The organism is Pseudomonas ovata, assembly GCF_003131185.1.
Lineage (GTDB): Bacteria > Pseudomonadota > Gammaproteobacteria > Pseudomonadales > Pseudomonadaceae > Aquipseudomonas > Aquipseudomonas ovata.
In genome coordinates, this window is sequence record NZ_QFFU01000001.1 from 576664 (window position 1) to 593057 (window position 16394).

Consider the following 16394-nt stretch of genomic DNA (forward strand, 5'->3'; position numbering starts at 1 on the left):
CAGGCCGCGCCTGTTACTCGAACCAATGGGCTCGGGCGGCCATGATCAACTTGCCGGCACGATCATCGTCAATGCCGTCGATGTCGAGCAGGTCATCTATAGACTGCTCGGCCAGGTCTTCGCGGGTAATTACGCCGCGCACCGCCAGTTCCATCGCCAAATCCTTGTCCATACCCTCAAGCGAGAGCAGGTCTTCGGCCGGATGGGCGTCTGCCAGCTTTTCCTCAGTAGCGATGGCTTTGGTCAACAAGCGATCCTTGGCACGAGCGCGAAGCTCATTGACAATATCTTCGTCAAAGCCGTCGATGTTGAGCATTTCTTCCAACGGTACGTAGGCAATTTCTTCCAGGCTGGTGAAGCCTTCATCAACCAGTACCTGCGCCAGTTCTTCATCGACTTCCAGCTCGTCGATAAAGTTGCGCAGAATGTCACCGGTTTCTGCCTGCTGTTTGGCCTGGATATCGGACTCGGTCATCACGTTGAGCGTCCAACCGGTCAACTGACTGGCTAGGCGAACGTTCTGTCCGCCACGGCCGATCGCTTGTGCCAGGTTGTCCGCACCAACAGCGATATCCATTGCATGGGCATCTTCATCGACGATGATTGCCGCTACTTCAGCAGGGGACATTGCATTGATCACGAACTGTGCCGGGTTATCGTCCCACAGCACAATATCCACACGCTCGCCACCCAGCTCGCCGGAAACAGCCTGGACACGCGAACCGCGCATGCCAATGCAGGCGCCTTGCGGGTCGATGCGTTTGTCCTTGGAGCGAACAGCGATTTTTGCACGCGAGCCCGGGTCACGCGAGGCAGCCATCACCTCGATCAGACCTTCTGCGATTTCCGGAACTTCGATACGGAAAAGCTCAATCAGCATTTCTGGCGCAGTACGCGACAGAATCAGCTGCGGGCCGCGGTTTTCGGTGCGAATTTCTTTCAGCAGTGCCCGCACACGCACACCGACCCGGAATGTCTCACGGGAGATGATGTCTTCGCGTGCCAGCAAGGCTTCGGCATTGTTGCCCAGGTCAACGATGACATTGTCACGCGTGACCTTCTTGACAGTACCGGAAATGATTTCGCCCAGTCGCTCGCGGTAGGCGTCGACGACCTGGGCGCGCTCGGCCTCGCGCACTTTCTGCACGATGACCTGCTTGGCCGTTTGCGCAGCGATACGGCCGAACTCGATGGACTCGATCTTTTCTTCGATCACTTCACCGGCGACGGCACCGGGCTTGTGCGCCTGGGCCTGGTCTACCGCATATTGGTGTGCCGGATCGTCCAGGTCTTCGTCTTCGACCACGGTCCAGCGACGGAAAGTCTCATAATTACCTGTGTGGCGGTTGATCTCAACACGCACATCCACTTCATCTTCGTAGCGCTTCTTGGTCGCTGTAGCGAGTGCCAGCTCCAGCGCTTCAAAAATGACACTGGCCGGTACGCCCTTTTCATTGGATACCGACTCAACTACCAGCAGTACTTCTTTGCTCATCGTACGCCTCGCCTTTCGCAAGCCATTGGATCCGCGGGATCCGCAGCATCTGGCACGTTTCAGTCAAACGCGGGAATAATGTTGGCCTTGTCGATCAGGTCAATCGGCAGCAGGTATTCATTGCTGTCGACCTGAACCACGACATCCTGTTCCTCCACCCCGCGGAGAACGCCTTGAAAGTTGCGCCGCCCGTCAAAGGGGGAACGCAATTTTATTTTTACCTGTTGGCCGGCGTGTGCCGCAAACTGCTCAATGCTGAACAGGGGACGATCCATGCCGGGCGACGACACTTCCAGGGTGTACTCAGAGCTGATTGGATCTTCTACATCCAACACGCCACTGATCTGACGACTGACGATTTCGCAGTCTTCCACCAGAACGCCGTTTTCTTTGTCGATATAAATGCGCAGCAGCGAATGCCGGCCTTGGGAAATGAACTCGATTCCCCAGCATTGATAGCCAAGCGCTTCAACCACTGGGGCCAGTATGGCCTGCAACTGTTCCAGCTTGCTCGACATCTGAACCCCCTCGTGCATGCTTTAGAAATAAAAAAATGGGCAAAAGCCCATCACTGAAGACACCGCTGAACACCGGTGTCATGTTCTGTACAGCTAGCAAAAAGCCCCTTAAAAGGGGCTCTGCTAAAACTGGTTGCGGGGGCTGGATTTGAACCAACGACCTTCGGGTTATGAGCCCGACGAGCTACCAGACTGCTCCACCCCGCGACAAAGCTGGGCCCGGATTATACGACCGATACCTTGACAGGTCAATCGAACATCCCGAGCGCAAGAAAGCCCGCTGATGCGGGCTCTCTTGCTAAATGGTACCGAGAAGGGGACTCGAACCCCTACACCCTACGGGCACAACCACCTCAAGGTTGCGTGTCTACCAATTCCACCACCTCGGCATTACAACTCTTTGGCGACCTCTACACACATCGCCTGAACTCTTTTTTACTTCTGCTCTGGAGCGGCAGGAACATCAGCAGGCGTGGCTGCTGGCTTCTGACCTTCAAGCATTGGCACATCATCGGATGCTGGCTTCTGCTTGATTTCCATCACAGCTGGATCTGGCAAACCGACCTGATCAAACTGCTGAGCTTTTTCTTTAGCAAAGTAGCCTAAGCCCAAGCTAGTTATGAAAAAACAGGCTGCAAGTATAGCAGTAAACTTACTCAGAAAGGTAGCACTTCCTTGGCCTCCGAAGACAGTATTTGATGCACCCGCACCAAAAGACGCTCCAGCCTCTGCACCTTTACCCTGCTGCATCAGAACCAGGGCAACAACACCCAGTGCACCCAGCAGATGAAAAACGACTACGACTGTTTCCAGCATTTTTTCAGTTTCCCGCGGCGCGACAGATCGCACCGAATTCATCTGCATTCAGGGAGGCGCCACCCACAAGCCCCCCATCGATATCCGGCATGCTGAACAACTCGGCCGCATTGGCCGCCTTGACGCTGCCGCCATATAGAAGCCGCACACCTTGCGCGACTTCGGAATCTTCTTTTGCCAGCTGCGCACGAATTGCTGCGTGCACTTCCTGCGCCTGCTCAGGCGTGGCAGTCAACCCGGTACCGATGGCCCATACAGGCTCATAGGCAACAACCGCATTGACCAGCGCCTGAATACCAAATGCCTTGATGACGCTGCCAAGCTGCTGCCCGACCACTTCAAGGGTTTGCTTCGCCTCGCGCTGCTCCAGGGTTTCCCCGATACACAGCACAGGCGTCATGCCTGCAGATTGAACGGCAGCAAACTTGCGGTTCAGGACCTCATCCGATTCACCCAGCAACAGGCGACGCTCGGAATGCCCTACCAGCACCAGCTTGCAACCGGCATCAACCAGTTGGCTCGACGCAATCTCGCCAGTCAGCGCACCTTGATCCGCCTGTACGGCTGCATCCTGCGCACCTACGGCAATCGACGCACCTTGAAGGCCGTTGACCACCTGACCCACATGCAGACTCGAGGGAAACACAGCGATGTCGACACTGCCAGGCAGAGTCTGTTTCGCCAGCCCGTCGATCAGCTCAGCGACGCTGGCGCGGGTACCGTGCATTTTCCAGTTACCAGCTACCATCGTGCGACGCATGCTGTACCTCGTCGGTCAAAGTGGGCGCAGATGTTACCCAACACTTCAAAGGCTGGCAAGCCGTATCAGGCACAAACTTCGTTAACCAGTTTTGCCAGTGCCTCGGCGTAGCCACGCACCTGCTTTTCGTCTTCGCCTTCGACCATGACCCGCACCAGCGGCTCGGTCCCGGACTTGCGCAGCAGGACCCGCCCACGCCCGGCCATTTCAGCGGTCACGCGCGCACAAGCCTCCTGCACGGCCGGATGGGCCACAGGGTCGACACCACCGGCAAAGCGCACGTTGATCAGCACCTGCGGACATTTGCGTAGCGCCTGGCGGGCTTCGGCCAGGCTCTTGCCGCTGCGGCGCAGGGCCATCAGCACCTGCAAGGCCGCAATGATCGCATCACCCGTGGTGGTGTGCTGCAGGCACACGACATGCCCGGAGTTTTCGCCACCCAGCTGCCAGTTACGCTCAAGCATTTCGGCGATCACATAGCGGTCACCGACATTGGCGCGCACGAACGGGATACCCAGCTCGGCAAGCCCCAGCTCCAGCCCCAGGTTGCTCATGAGCGTCCCGACTACGCCGCCATTAAGACGGTCGCGCTCGTGCAGGTCACGCGCAATGATGTACATCAGCTCATCACCGTCGACAACCGCACCGGTGTGATCGACCATCAGCACCCGGTCGCCATCGCCATCGAAGGCAATGCCCAGATCGGCCTTTTCAGCCACCACAGCGGCCTGTACCGCTTCAAGGTGGGTCGAGCCACACGCCTCGTTGATGTTCAGGCCATTGGGCTGTGCCGCCAGCACATGAACCTGCGCACCCAGCTCACGAAACACGTTGGGCGCAATCTTGTAGGTCGCCCCGTGCGCGCAATCGACCACCAGTTTGAGACCGGCAAAACTGGTGCTGGTCGGCACGCTGCTCTTGCAGAACTCGATGTAGCGACCCGCCGCGTCGTTGATGCGCGACACCTTGCCGAGCTTGTCCGATTCGGCAACCGTCATCGGCGCATCGAGCAACTCCTCGATCATCAGCTCGATCTCGTCGGGCAGCTTGGTGCCCTGCCCCGAGAAGAACTTGATGCCGTTGTCGTAATGCGGGTTATGCGAAGCGCTGATCACGATGCCCGCCTCGGCATGGAAAGTCCGGGTCAGGTAGGCAATGGCCGGGGTCGGCATAGGTCCGAGCAGCATGACATCGGCACCGGCAGCAGACAGGCCCGCCTCCAGCGCCGACTCGAACATGTAACCGGAAATACGGGTGTCCTTGCCCACCAGAATGCGGCAGGCGCCCAGGCGGCGAAAAGCCATACCGGCCGCCCAGCCCAGCTTGAGCATGAAATCAGGGGTAATAGGGTACTGACCCACACGACCGCGAATGCCGTCGGTGCCGAAATATTTTCTGTTACTCATGGGGCTCCACCGTGTTCTTATTCTGCCGACTCGACAGCTGCGATCATGCGTACGACATCGACTGTTTCAGCAACATCATGCACGCGCAGGATTCTTGCGCCCTTGGTCATTGCCAGGGCCGCCAGGGCCAGACCGCCATACAGGCGCTCGCCCACGGGACGTTCCAGTACGGCGCCGATCATACTCTTGCGCGAGACCCCGACCAACAAGGGCCTTCCCAAGGCATGAAGGACTTCCATATGCCGGAACAGGCTGAGATTGTGCTCGACGGTCTTGGCGAAACCAAAACCGGGATCCAGGATGATACGTTCGGCACCGATTCCGGCTGCCGCACATTCAGCCATGCGCGACGCCAGAAAGCCGGCCACCTCGCCCAGCAGGTTTTCATACCGTGGATTGTCCTGCATGTCGCCAGGCTCACCGAGCATGTGCATCAGGCAGACAGGCAGGCCCGTCTGCGCAGCCGCCTGCAAGGCGCCTGGACGCCGCAATGAGCGGACATCATTGATCAGGCCCGCACCCAGCCTGGCCGTCTCGCGAATGACTTCAGGCGTCGAGGTGTCGACCGAGATGATGACGTCCAGCTCGCAGGCAATACGCTCGACCAGCGGCGCAACCCGCTCCAGCTCCTGATCGACGGACACCACGGCAGCGCCGGGGCGGGTCGACTCACCGCCGATGTCGATCAGGGTCGCGCCGGCACGCACCATGCTCTCGGCATGCTGCATCGCAGCGTCGAGCCTGGCGTAGCGCCCACCGTCAGAGAAGGAATCAGGGGTCGCATTGAGGATGCCCATGACATGCGTCCGGGCCAGATCAAGAACCCGGTTGCCGCAAGGCAACCGGGTCGGGTACGGCGCAACAGTCATGTCAGGCCTTAATGGTCAGCGGCAGGGCCGCCGATAGGAGCTTCAGGACGCGAATCAGGCGCAATGGGCGTACCCTTGGTGCCCGAACCGCCTTCCCAGTCACGCGGCTCGCGTGGCGGACGACCGGACATGATGTCGTCGATCTGGTCGGCATCGATGGTCTCATACTTCATCAGGGCTTCAGCCATTGCATCGAGCTTGTCACGGTTGTCGGTCAGCAACTGCCGGGCCGTGTCGTAGCAATGGTCGATGATGCTGCGCACCTCGGAGTCGATCAGCTTGGCCGTGTCACCGGAGAAGCTGGTGTTCTGGCTCGAACCGCGACCCAGGAAGCCGGAGTCTTCGTCTTCGGTGTACATCAGCGGGCCGAGTTTCTCGGACAGACCCCACTTGGTCACCATGTTCCGGGCGATCTGGCTGGCACGCATGATGTCGTTGGACGCACCCGTGGTGACGCCATCGAAGCCCAGGGTCATCTCTTCGGCGATACGGCCACCGTACAGCGAGCAGATCTGGCTGTTCAACGCACGCTTGGACAGGCTGTAGCGATCTTCTTCGGGCAGGAACATGGTCACACCCAGCGCACGACCGCGCGGAATGATCGAGACCTTGTAGACCGGATCGTGCTCAGGTACCAGGCGACCGACGATGGCATGGCCGGCCTCGTGATAGGCCGTGTTCTGCTTTTCTTTCTCGGACATGACCATGGTCTTGCGCTCGGCGCCCATCATGATCTTGTCTTTGGCCAGTTCGAACTCTTTCATCTCGACCAGGCGCTTGCCGTTGCGGGCCGCAAACAACGAGGCCTCGTTGACCAGGTTGGCCAGGTCGGCACCGGAGAAGCCCGGTGTACCACGTGCAATGACGGCAGGCTGGACGTCCTCGCCCATCGGCACCTTGCGCATGTGAACCTTGAGGATCTGCTCGCGACCACGGATGTCCGGCAGGCCGACCACCACCTGGCGGTCGAAGCGACCAGGACGCAGCAGCGCAGGGTCCAGTACGTCGGGACGGTTGGTGGCGGCAATGACAATGATGCCGTCGTTGACTTCGAAGCCGTCCATCTCGACCAGCAACTGGTTGAGGGTCTGCTCGCGCTCGTCGTGACCGCCACCCATGCCGGCGCCACGATGGCGACCCACGGCATCGATTTCGTCGATGAAGATGATGCACGGCGCGTGCTTCTTGGCCTGCTCGAACATGTCGCGCACACGGCTGGCACCGACACCGACGAACATCTCGACGAAGTCCGAACCGGAGATGGTGAAGAACGGCACTTTCGCCTCACCGGCGATGGCCTTGGCCAGCAGCGTCTTGCCGGTGCCCGGAGGACCGACCATCAGCACGCCACGCGGGATACGGCCACCCAGGCGCTGGAACTTGCCCGGATCACGCAGGAACTCGACCAGTTCGCCGACCTCCTCCTTGGCCTCGTCGCACCCGGCCACGTCGGCCAGGGTCGTCTTGACCTGGTCTTCGGACAGCAGGCGCGCCTTGCTCTTGCCAAAGCTCATGGGCCCGCCCTTGCCGCCGGCACCGCCCTGCATCTGGCGCATGAAGAACATGAACACCGCGATGATCACCAGGATCGGGAAGCTGGCGACCAGCAACTGGGTCCAGATACTCTGCTGCTCGGGCTGCTTGCCCTCGACCACGACGTTGTTGTCGACCAGGTCGCCAATCAGGCCGTTGTCCTGGATTGCCGGACGGATGGTCTTGAAGGTGTCGCCGTCACTGCGCTTGCCGGTGATGACGTAGCCGTCCACGGAGACCTTCTCGACCTTGCCGTCCTTCACCTGCTGGATGAATTCGGAATAGTTGAGGGTCTGCGGTTCGTTCGGGCTGGAGAAGTTGTTCATCACCGTCACCAGGACAGCCGCGATGATCAACCACAAGATCAAATTCTTTGCCATATCGTTCAATTAGCTACCCTCTGAAGCAAGCTCCACGCCGCAAGCGTGCCTCGCATGATAATCACCGCCCTAACTTACTACAGAACCCACAGCTGTGGCAGGCGCCGTCTGTAACCCTTTGTGAAACTTTAGCTACGCGATGTTCGTTCAGGCGGCACTTTCATGCCATTTGAAAAAAGCTATCGCCAGACCTCAAAAACGCTCGATGCTGGCCGAGCCTTCAATGCCGCGGAAACCACGGGCCAGCAAATATTGCTCGCGAGACCTGTCGCGTGACGACAGCGGCTTGCGCATCTGCACCTTGTCGAACAGGCGGCGAACGTCCTTGTGATAGACGTCGAAGCCTTCGCCCTGGAAGATCTTGATCAGAAAATCCCCGCCCGGTCGCAAGATACGACCTGCCAGGTCCAGTGCCAGTTCGCAGAGAAACATGGCGCGCGGCATGTCGACCGCACTCAATCCACTCATATTGGGGGCCATATCGGAAATCACAAGGTCTACCTGTGTATTACCGACCGCCTCGAGGATTTGCGTCAGCACGGCGTCTTCGGTGAAGTCGCCCTGAATGAAGGTGACATCACCGATGGCGTCCATCTCCAGAATGTCCGAGGCAATCAGCCGGCCCTGCCCGCCGATCAGCCGGCTGGTCACCTGCGACCAGCCACCGGGCGCGGCGCCCAGGTCGACCACGGTCATGCCCGGACGGATGATTTTGTCCTTCTCCTGGATTTCCAGAAGCTTGTAGCTGGCGCGCGAACGGTAGCCGTCCTTTTGCGCCATCTTCACGTATTTGTCGTCGAAATGTTCTTTCAGCCAATTCTGGCTGGACTTGGAAGGCTTCACTGGGCACCTCGAAAATAAACGGGTCACGATTAATAGGGCGGTCCCCGACTCGCTCGGGTAAACTGGCCGCCGTTTTTACCAGACCAGACGCAGGGGTCATTATGCCGCTCACTCAAGAGCAGAAGAAACAGTACAAATCCATTGGCCACCATCTGAAACCGGTTTTGATCGTGGCAGACAACGGATTGACCGAAGGTGTGCTCGCCGAACTGGAGCGCGCACTGAGCGATCACGAACTGATCAAGGTCAAGGTCAACGTTCTGGACCGCGAAAGCCGTCTGCAAGCCATTGCCGGTCTGTGCAAGACAGGGTCTGCAGAATTGGTGCAGGTCATCGGCAAGATGGCACTGATCTACCGCAAGAACCCCAAGGTCAACAAGAACCTGTCAAACGTTCATCGCGCCAGCTGACACCGCTTCAAGCAGGCTGCGTTCGTAGCCTGGCCCTTAAAAGCAGGCCGCCCACCCGGAATATCCGGGCGGGCGGCCAAAGCTCATTCAGCAGCAGGTTGGCAAGTCGCCTCAGATGTGGCGAACCTCGACAATCTCGTACTCGATCACGCCCTTGGGTGTCGTTACCGCCACCACATCACCTTCCTGCTTGGCAATCAGCGCACGGGCGATAGGCGAGCCTACCGAAATCTTGCCCAGCTTGATGTCCGCTTCGTCCTCGCCAACGATCTGGTAGGTCACGCTTTCGTCGGTGTCGACGTTGGCGATTTCCACGGTCGTGCCGAAAATCACCTTGCCGGTGTGCTCGATGGTGGTGACGTCGATCACCACGGCATTCTGCATGCGGCCCTCGATGTCGCGGATCCGCGCCTCGACCATGCCCTGCTGCTCGCGGGCGGCATGGTATTCGGCGTTTTCCTTGAGGTCACCCAGCTCGCGCGCAGTTCCGATGTCCTGGCTGAGCTTGGGGCGGACCACCTTGGTCAGGTGGGCGTGTTCTTCTTCCAGGGCGCGAGCGCCCTGGACGGTCATGGGGTATTTAATCATCCTTTCAATCCTGCATGCAGGTCCTGCAGGCGGCGTACGGTCTTCTCGGGACCGAACTTGAGCGCCTCACAGACGGCTTCGCCGGCCGCAATGGTGGTCGTGCAGTAGATCTTGTGCTGCAACGCATTGCGACGAATGGAGTAGGAGTCAGCAATCGACTGACGGCCTTCGGTGGTGTTGATAATCAGCGTGACTTCGTCATTCTTGATCATGTCGACAACGTGCGGACGACCTTCGGTCACCTTGTTGACGCGACGGACCTTGAGACCCGCGGCTTCGATCAGCTTGGCCGTGCCGGCGGTGGCCACCACTTCGAAGCCCAGGTTGATCAGGTCACGGGCAACGCCGGCCACCAGGGGCTTGTCGTCGTCACGCACGCTGATGAACGCAGTGCCGCTGGTCGGCAGGGTTTCGCTGGCGCCCATCTGGGCCTTGGCGAACGCTTCGCCGAAGGTGTCGCCGACGCCCATCACTTCACCGGTGGACTTCATCTCAGGGCCGAGGATCGGGTCGACGCCCGGGAACTTGGCGAACGGGAACACCGCTTCCTTGACGCTGTAGAAGTTAGGAATGATTTCCTTGGTGAAACCCAGCTCCTTGAGGGTCTTGCCGGCCATGACACGGGCGGCAATCATCGCCAGGGAGACACCAATGCACTTGGACACGAACGGCACGGTACGCGAGGCGCGCGGGTTGACTTCGATGACGTAGATATCGTCGCCTTGCAGCGCCAGCTGTACGTTCATCAGGCCGACCACGCCCAGCTCCAGGGCCATCTTGCGCACTTGCTCGCGCATTTCGTCCTGGATGTGGGCCGGCAGCGAGTAAGGCGGCAGCGAGCACGCCGAGTCGCCGGAGTGAACGCCGGCCTGCTCGATATGCTGCATGATGGCGCCGATGACCACATCGGTGCCGTCGCAGACAGCATCCACGTCCATTTCGATGGCGCAGTTGAGGAAGTGGTCCAGCAGCACCGGGCTGTCGTTGGACACTTGCACCGCTTCGCGCAGGTAACGCTTGAGCTCGTCTTCCTGATAGACGATTTCCATCGCCCGGCCGCCCAGTACATAGGACGGGCGCACGACCAGCGGGTAGCCGATCTTGGCAGCGGCACGAATCGCTTCGTCTTCGCTGCGCACGGTGGCGTTTGGCGGCTGACGCAGGTTCAGGCGCTCGACCATCTGCTGGAAGCGCTCGCGGTCTTCGGCACGGTCGATGGCGTCGGGGCTGGTGCCGATGATCGGCACGCCGGCCGCTTCCAGGGCGCGAGCCAGTTTCAGCGGGGTCTGCCCGCCGTACTGGACGATGACGCCCTTGGGCTTCTCGACCCGTACGATTTCCAGTACGTCTTCCAGGGTCACCGGCTCGAAGTACAGGCGATCGGAGGTGTCGTAGTCCGTGGAGACGGTTTCCGGGTTGCAGTTGACCATGATCGTTTCATAGCCGTCTTCACGCAGCGCCAGGGCCGCATGCACACAGCAGTAGTCGAACTCGATACCCTGGCCAATGCGGTTGGGACCGCCACCCAGAATCATGATCTTGTCGCGGGTCGACGGGTTGGCCTCGCACTCTTCCTCGTACGTGGAGTACATGTAGGCGGTGTCGGTGGCGAACTCGGCGGCACAGGTGTCGACGCGCTTGTAGACCGGCAGCACGTCCAGCTTGTGACGGTGCGTGCGCAGGTTCTTCTCGGTCACACCCAGCAGCTTGGCCAGGCGCGCATCGGAGAAGCCCTTGCGCTTGAGGCGCAGCATCAGGTCGCGGTCGATGCTCGACAGGCCCAGGGTCTTGACCTTCTCTTCGTCCTTGACCAAGTCTTCGATCTGCACCAGGAACCACGGGTCGATCATGTTCATGGCGAAGATTTCTTCGACGGTCATGCCGGCACGGAAGGCATCGGCCACGTACCAGATACGCTCGGCACCCGGCACGGTCAGCTCGCGCTTGAGGGTGCTCATGCTTTCCGGGTGGCTCAGGTCCACTTTCGGGTCCAGGCCGCACACGCCCACTTCCAGGCCACGCAGGGCCTTTTGCAGGGATTCCTGGAAGGTCCGGCCGATGGCCATGACTTCACCGACCGACTTCATCTGAGTGGTCAGGCGGGCGTCAGCCTTGGCGAACTTCTCGAAGGCGAAACGCGGCAGCTTGGTCACGACGTAGTCGATGGCCGGCTCGAAGGACGCCGGGGTCTTGCCGCCGGTGATGTCGTTCTGCAGTTCGTCGAGGGTGTAGCCGACCGCCAGCTTGGCCGCGACCTTGGCGATCGGGAAGCCGGTGGCCTTGGAGGCCAGTGCCGAAGAACGCGAGACACGCGGGTTCATCTCGATCACGACCATGCGGCCAGTGTTCGGGCAGATACCGAACTGCACGTTGGAACCGCCGGTCTCGACGCCGATCTCGCGCAGCACCGCCAGGGAGGCGTTACGCAGGATCTGGTATTCCTTGTCGGTCAGGGTCTGGGCCGGCGCGACGGTGATCGAGTCACCGGTGTGCACGCCCATCGGGTCGAAGTTCTCGATGGAGCAGACGATGATGCAGTTGTCCTTTTTGTCGCGGACCACTTCCATCTCGTATTCTTTCCAGCCGATCAGCGACTCGTCGATCAGCAGTTCCTTGGTCGGCGACAGGTCCAGACCACGGGCACAGATTTCTTCGAACTCTTCACGGTTGTAAGCGATACCGCCACCGGTGCCGCCCATGGTGAAGGACGGACGGATGATGCACGGGAAGCCCAGCTTTTCGAGGACCGTGAAGGCCTCTTCCATGCTGTGGGCGATACCGGAACGCGGGCAGGCCAGGCCGATGGACTTCATGGCCTTGTCGAAGCGCGAGCGGTCTTCGGCCTTGTCGATGGTGTCGGCGTTGGCACCGATCATTTCCACGCCGAACTTTTCCAGGATGCCTTCGCGCTCCAGGTCCAGGGCGCAGTTCAGGGCGGTCTGGCCACCCATGGTCGGCAGTACGGCGTCAGGACGCTCTTTCTCGATGATCTTGGCAACGGTCTGCCACTTGATCGGCTCGATGTAGGTGGCGTCGGCCATGGCCGGGTCGGTCATGATGGTGGCCGGGTTGGAGTTCACCAGGATGACGCGGTAACCCTCTTCGCGCAGGGCCTTGCAGGCCTGGGCGCCGGAGTAGTCGAATTCACAGGCCTGGCCGATCACGATGGGGCCGGCGCCGAGAATCAGGATACTTTTAATGTCTGTACGTTTTGGCATGGGTTGTCACTCAACTCCGCAATTCAGTCGGCAAGCCGTCTTGAATATTCATGGCGATGCCGGGTGGCAGCGACCGGACCGATAAGGTCCGGGGCCACCCGGGCACCTGCTTGTTTCATTTTCAAGGCAACCGGTCAGCGGCGCTTGGCCATGGCATCGATGAAGCGATCGAACAAAGGCGCTACATCGTTTGGACCCGGGCTGGCTTCAGGGTGGCCCTGGAAGCTGAACGCGCTCTTGTCGGTGCGCTCGATACCTTGCAGGGTGCCGTCGAACAGCGACTTGTGGATGGCGCGGACGTTGCCTGGCAGGGTGGCCTCGTCGACCGCAAAGCCGTGGTTCTGGCTGGTGATCATGACCACGCCGCTGTCCAGGTCCTGCACCGGGTGGTTGGCACCGTGGTGGCCGTGACCCATCTTGACGGTCTTGGCACCGGAGGCCAGGGCCAGCAACTGGTGACCCAGGCAGATACCGAACACCGGAATGTCGGTTTCCAGCACATCCTTGATCGCCTGGATGGCGTAGTCGCACGGCTCCGGGTCACCCGGGCCGTTGGACAGGAACACGCCGTCCGGGCTGAGTGCCAGCACATCGCTGGCCGGGGTCTGTGCCGGCACCACGGTCACGCGGCAGCCGCGCTCGACCAGCATGCGCAGGATGTTGACCTTGACGCCGTAGTCGAAGGCGACGACATGGTAAGGCAGGTCGGCAGCCGCAATTTCCGGATGGCTGTCGGTTTTCAGCTCCCAGACACTGGAGCGCCACTCGTAGCGCTCTTTGGTGCTGACCACTTTGGCCAGGTCCATGCCCTTGAGGCCCGGAAAGCCGCGTGCCGCTTCGATGGCTGCTTCGTCGCTGATGTTGTCACCGGCCAGGATGCAGCCGTTCTGGGCGCCCTTTTCACGCAGGATGCGGGTCAGGCGACGGGTGTCGATGCCAGCGATGGCCACGACGTTGTTGGCCTTCAGGTAGTCCTGCAAAGACATCTTGCTGCGCCAGTTGCTGGCCACCAGCGGCAGGTCGCGAATGACCAGGCCGGCTGACCAGACGCGGTCGGACTCAGCGTCTTCCGGGGTGATGCCGGTGTTGCCGATGTGCGGGTAAGTCAGGGTGACGATTTGCTGGGCATAGGAAGGATCGGTAAGGATTTCCTGATAGCCGGTCATTGCGGTGTTGAACACCACCTCACCAACAGTCTGACCGTCGGCTCCAATGGCTTCACCGCGAAAAATGCTGCCATCAGCAAGGGCGAGTATGGCTGGCTTAGTCAAGAAGACCTCCCGTAAATAAAGCCTGAAAGGGCGATCGCAGGTTGTAAAAAAGCGGAATGACGTTTTGATACGTCACCCCGCTTTCTTATGGATTCATCTGCGCGCTTTTAGTGGACACACTAAAGCTGTAGCTTACAGAAAAGGCCTGTTTTGGTCTACTGAAAATGCAGCCAGTCTGGACACGCCATTTCTGCTGCTGATCGCCAAGGTCGTGAAAATTCAGGATTTTCGCCGACCTCGACCGTTAATCAGCGCAGTTCCAGCACATCCTGCATGTCATACAAACCTGGCGCCTTGCCGTCCAGCCACAGCGCTGCACGCACGGCACCGCGTGCAAAGGTCATGCGGCTCGACGCCTTGTGGGTGATTTCGACGCGCTCGCCATCGGCGGCGAACAGCACGGTATGGTCACCCACGATGTCGCCGGCGCGGGTCGTGGCAAAGCCGATGGTCTGCCGCTCGCGCGCACCGGTCTGGCCTTCACGCCCATAGACGGCGACCTTTTCCAGGTCACGACCCAGCGCATTGGCCACCACCTCACCCATGCGCAAGGCCGTGCCCGAAGGCGCGTCGACCTTGTGCCGGTGGTGCGCTTCGCTGATCTCGATATCGACCTCGTCACCCAGCACCCGCGCGGCCGTGTCGAGCAGCTTCAGGCACAGGTTCACGCCAACGCTGTAGTTGGCCGCGAAGACGACCGGAATCTCCTTGGCCGCCTCGGCCAGGCGCAGCTTTTCTTCGGCCGTGAACCCGGTGGTGCCGATCACGATGGCCTTGCCCGCCTTGCGGCAGAACGCCAGGTTCTTCAGCGTCACCGAGGGATGGGTGAAGTCGATCAACACATCGAACTCTTCGGCCACCCGGGCCAGGTCACCCGACAAGGGCACGCCGATGCGGCCCTGCCCTGCCAGTTCGCCGGCATCGGCGCCCACCAGCGTGCTGTCGGGACGGTCGATGGCGGCGGTCAACCCGGCGCCCGGCGACTGGCCGACCGCTTCGATCAGAATCTTGCCCATGCGCCCGGCGGCGCCTGTCACAGCAATACGTCGCATACCCTGCTCCTGTGGATAACCTTACAAATCGCCGAAGAAACGCTTCACACCCTCGAACCAGCCACTGGCCTTGGGAGAGTGCGACTGGTCACCTTCGAGCGACTCACGGAATTCCTCGAGCAGTTCGCGCTGACGCTTGCCCAGGTTCACCGGCGTCTCGACCGCCACACGGCACATCAGGTCGCCAGGGCCGCCACCGCGTACCGGCGCCACGCCCTTGCCACGCAGGCGGAACTGCTTGCCGGTCTGGGTGCCTTCGGGGATCTTCAACTTGACGCGACCGTCCAGGGTCGGCACTTCCAGCTCGCCGCCCAGCGCCGCATCGGTAAAGCTGATCGGCACTTCGCAGAACAGGTGCTTGCCGTCGCGCTGGAAGATCGGGTGCTCGCGCACATTGATGACCACGTACAGGTCGCCGCTCGGACCGCTGTGCGGGCCGGCCTCGCCTTCGCCCGACAGGCGGATGCGATCGCCGGTGTCGACACCGGGCGGCACCTTGACCGACAGGGTCTTGTATTCCTCGACCCGGCCTTCGCCATTGCAGGACTCGCACGGATCGGAAATGATCTTGCCGTTGCCATGGCAGCGCGGGCAGGTCTGCTGCACCGAGAAGAAGCCCTGCTGCATGCGCACCTGACCGATACCGCCACAGGTCGGGCAGGTGATCGGCGACGAGCCTTTCTTGGCACCGCTGCCGTCGCACGGCTTGCAGTTGACCAGCGTCGGCACGCGGATATTCACGGTCGTGCCGCGCACCGCTTCTTCAAGGTTCAGCTCCAGCGTGTAGCGCAGGTCGCTGCCGCGCTGCGGACCACCACGACCACCGCCGCCACGTCCACCACCGAAGAAGTCACTGAACACGTCACCGAAAATATCGGAGAAGTTCGCACCGCCCGCACCGAAGCCGCCACCGCCGCCACCCATGCTCGGGTCGACACCGGCATGGCCATACTGGTCGTAGGCCGCACGCTTGCTGGCATCGGACAGCACTTCGTAGGCCTCGTTGGCCTCCTTGAACAGCTCTTCCGAGGCCTTGTCATCCGGGTTACGGTCCGGGTGATGCTTCATCGCCAGGCGACGATAGGCTTTTTTCAGCTCCGCCTCACCGGCGCCGCGCTCGACCCCCAACACTTCGTAATAGTCACGCTTAGCCATATATTCTTCCGCACTCTTGAGGACGTCCGGCCTGACTCTCCTGAGCCTGGCCTGACTCGTTGAGCCCAATAAAGGCCCGG

14 protein-coding genes and 2 tRNA genes are annotated in these 16394 nt (G+C 60.6%); 1 reads left to right on the forward strand and 15 read right to left on the reverse strand.

Translation table 11 applies throughout. From position 1 onward, the window contains the following. Nucleotides 1-13: 13 nt before the first annotated feature. From nusA to rlmE, 10 genes are all read right to left on the reverse strand, one after another. On the reverse strand, nt 14-1495 hold the full coding sequence (gene nusA / locus DGA31_RS02610; RefSeq protein ID WP_056834029.1) for a transcription termination factor NusA: 1482 nt from the start codon (nt 1493-1495) through the stop codon (nt 14-16). Nucleotides 1496-1554: 59 nt separating this feature from the next. Further along, nucleotides 1555-2013, reverse strand: a complete 459-nt coding sequence (gene rimP, locus DGA31_RS02615; protein ID WP_056834027.1) for a ribosome maturation factor RimP — start codon at nt 2011-2013, stop codon at nt 1555-1557. A gap of 130 nt (nt 2014-2143) precedes the next feature. Then, nucleotides 2144-2220: transfer RNA gene (locus tag DGA31_RS02620), tRNA-Met, on the reverse strand. Nucleotides 2221-2316: 96 nt separating this feature from the next. Continuing rightward, nucleotides 2317-2402: transfer RNA gene (locus DGA31_RS02625), tRNA-Leu, on the reverse strand. Nucleotides 2403-2448: 46 nt separating this feature from the next. Next, the gene (secG, locus tag DGA31_RS02630) at nt 2449-2829 is read right to left on the reverse strand and encodes a preprotein translocase subunit SecG (RefSeq protein WP_056834025.1); all 381 of its coding nucleotides are present in this window, start codon (nt 2827-2829) and stop codon (nt 2449-2451) included. Between the two features lie 4 nt (nt 2830-2833). Continuing rightward, a complete protein-coding gene (gene tpiA / locus DGA31_RS02635; RefSeq protein WP_109511428.1) occupies nt 2834-3589 on the reverse strand; it encodes a triose-phosphate isomerase in 756 nt (251 codons plus the stop codon). Between the two features lie 65 nt (nt 3590-3654). Continuing rightward, entirely contained in the window at nt 3655-4995 is a 1341-nt protein-coding gene (gene glmM / locus DGA31_RS02640; RefSeq protein WP_056834022.1) for a phosphoglucosamine mutase, read from the reverse strand. Between the two features lie 17 nt (nt 4996-5012). After that, nucleotides 5013-5864 (reverse strand): dihydropteroate synthase, encoded by an 852-nt coding sequence (folP, locus tag DGA31_RS02645; protein WP_109511429.1) that lies wholly within the window; start codon nt 5862-5864, stop codon nt 5013-5015. Between the two features lie 8 nt (nt 5865-5872). Further along, nucleotides 5873-7777, reverse strand: a complete 1905-nt coding sequence (ftsH, locus tag DGA31_RS02650; protein ID WP_056834018.1) for an ATP-dependent zinc metalloprotease FtsH — start codon at nt 7775-7777, stop codon at nt 5873-5875. Between the two features lie 192 nt (nt 7778-7969). Continuing rightward, entirely contained in the window at nt 7970-8620 is a 651-nt protein-coding gene (gene rlmE / locus DGA31_RS02655) for a 23S rRNA (uridine(2552)-2'-O)-methyltransferase RlmE (protein ID WP_056834015.1), read from the reverse strand. A gap of 101 nt (nt 8621-8721) precedes the next feature. On the opposite strand from rlmE, the gene yhbY reads away from it, so the two are divergent. After that, complete coding sequence (gene yhbY, locus DGA31_RS02660; protein WP_056834013.1) at nt 8722-9030, forward strand: ribosome assembly RNA-binding protein YhbY; 309 nt, start codon at nt 8722-8724, stop codon at nt 9028-9030. Between the two features lie 111 nt (nt 9031-9141). On the opposite strand, the gene greA is transcribed toward yhbY, so the two are convergent. From greA to dnaJ, 5 genes are all read right to left on the reverse strand, one after another. Continuing rightward, nucleotides 9142-9618, reverse strand: coding sequence for a transcription elongation factor GreA (gene greA / locus DGA31_RS02665; RefSeq protein WP_056834011.1), 477 nt, complete (start codon nt 9616-9618; stop codon nt 9142-9144). Beyond that, nucleotides 9615-12836 (reverse strand): carbamoyl-phosphate synthase large subunit, encoded by a 3222-nt coding sequence (gene carB / locus DGA31_RS02670; protein WP_109511430.1) that lies wholly within the window; start codon nt 12834-12836, stop codon nt 9615-9617. Before carB ends, greA begins: the two co-directional genes overlap by 4 nt. Before the next feature lie 134 nt (nt 12837-12970). Further along, nucleotides 12971-14107 carry a glutamine-hydrolyzing carbamoyl-phosphate synthase small subunit gene (carA, locus tag DGA31_RS02675; protein ID WP_056834007.1) on the reverse strand — a complete coding sequence of 379 codons (1137 nt, stop codon included), beginning with the start codon at nt 14105-14107 and terminating at the stop codon, nt 12971-12973. Between the two features lie 248 nt (nt 14108-14355). Continuing rightward, nucleotides 14356-15159, reverse strand: a complete 804-nt coding sequence (gene dapB / locus DGA31_RS02680) for a 4-hydroxy-tetrahydrodipicolinate reductase (protein ID WP_109511431.1) — start codon at nt 15157-15159, stop codon at nt 14356-14358. 21 nt (nt 15160-15180) lie between these two features. After that, nucleotides 15181-16314: a molecular chaperone DnaJ gene (dnaJ, locus tag DGA31_RS02685; RefSeq protein ID WP_109511432.1), complete on the reverse strand. Its 1134-nt coding sequence runs from the start codon at nt 16312-16314 to the stop codon at nt 15181-15183. Nucleotides 16315-16394 lie beyond the last annotated feature (80 nt).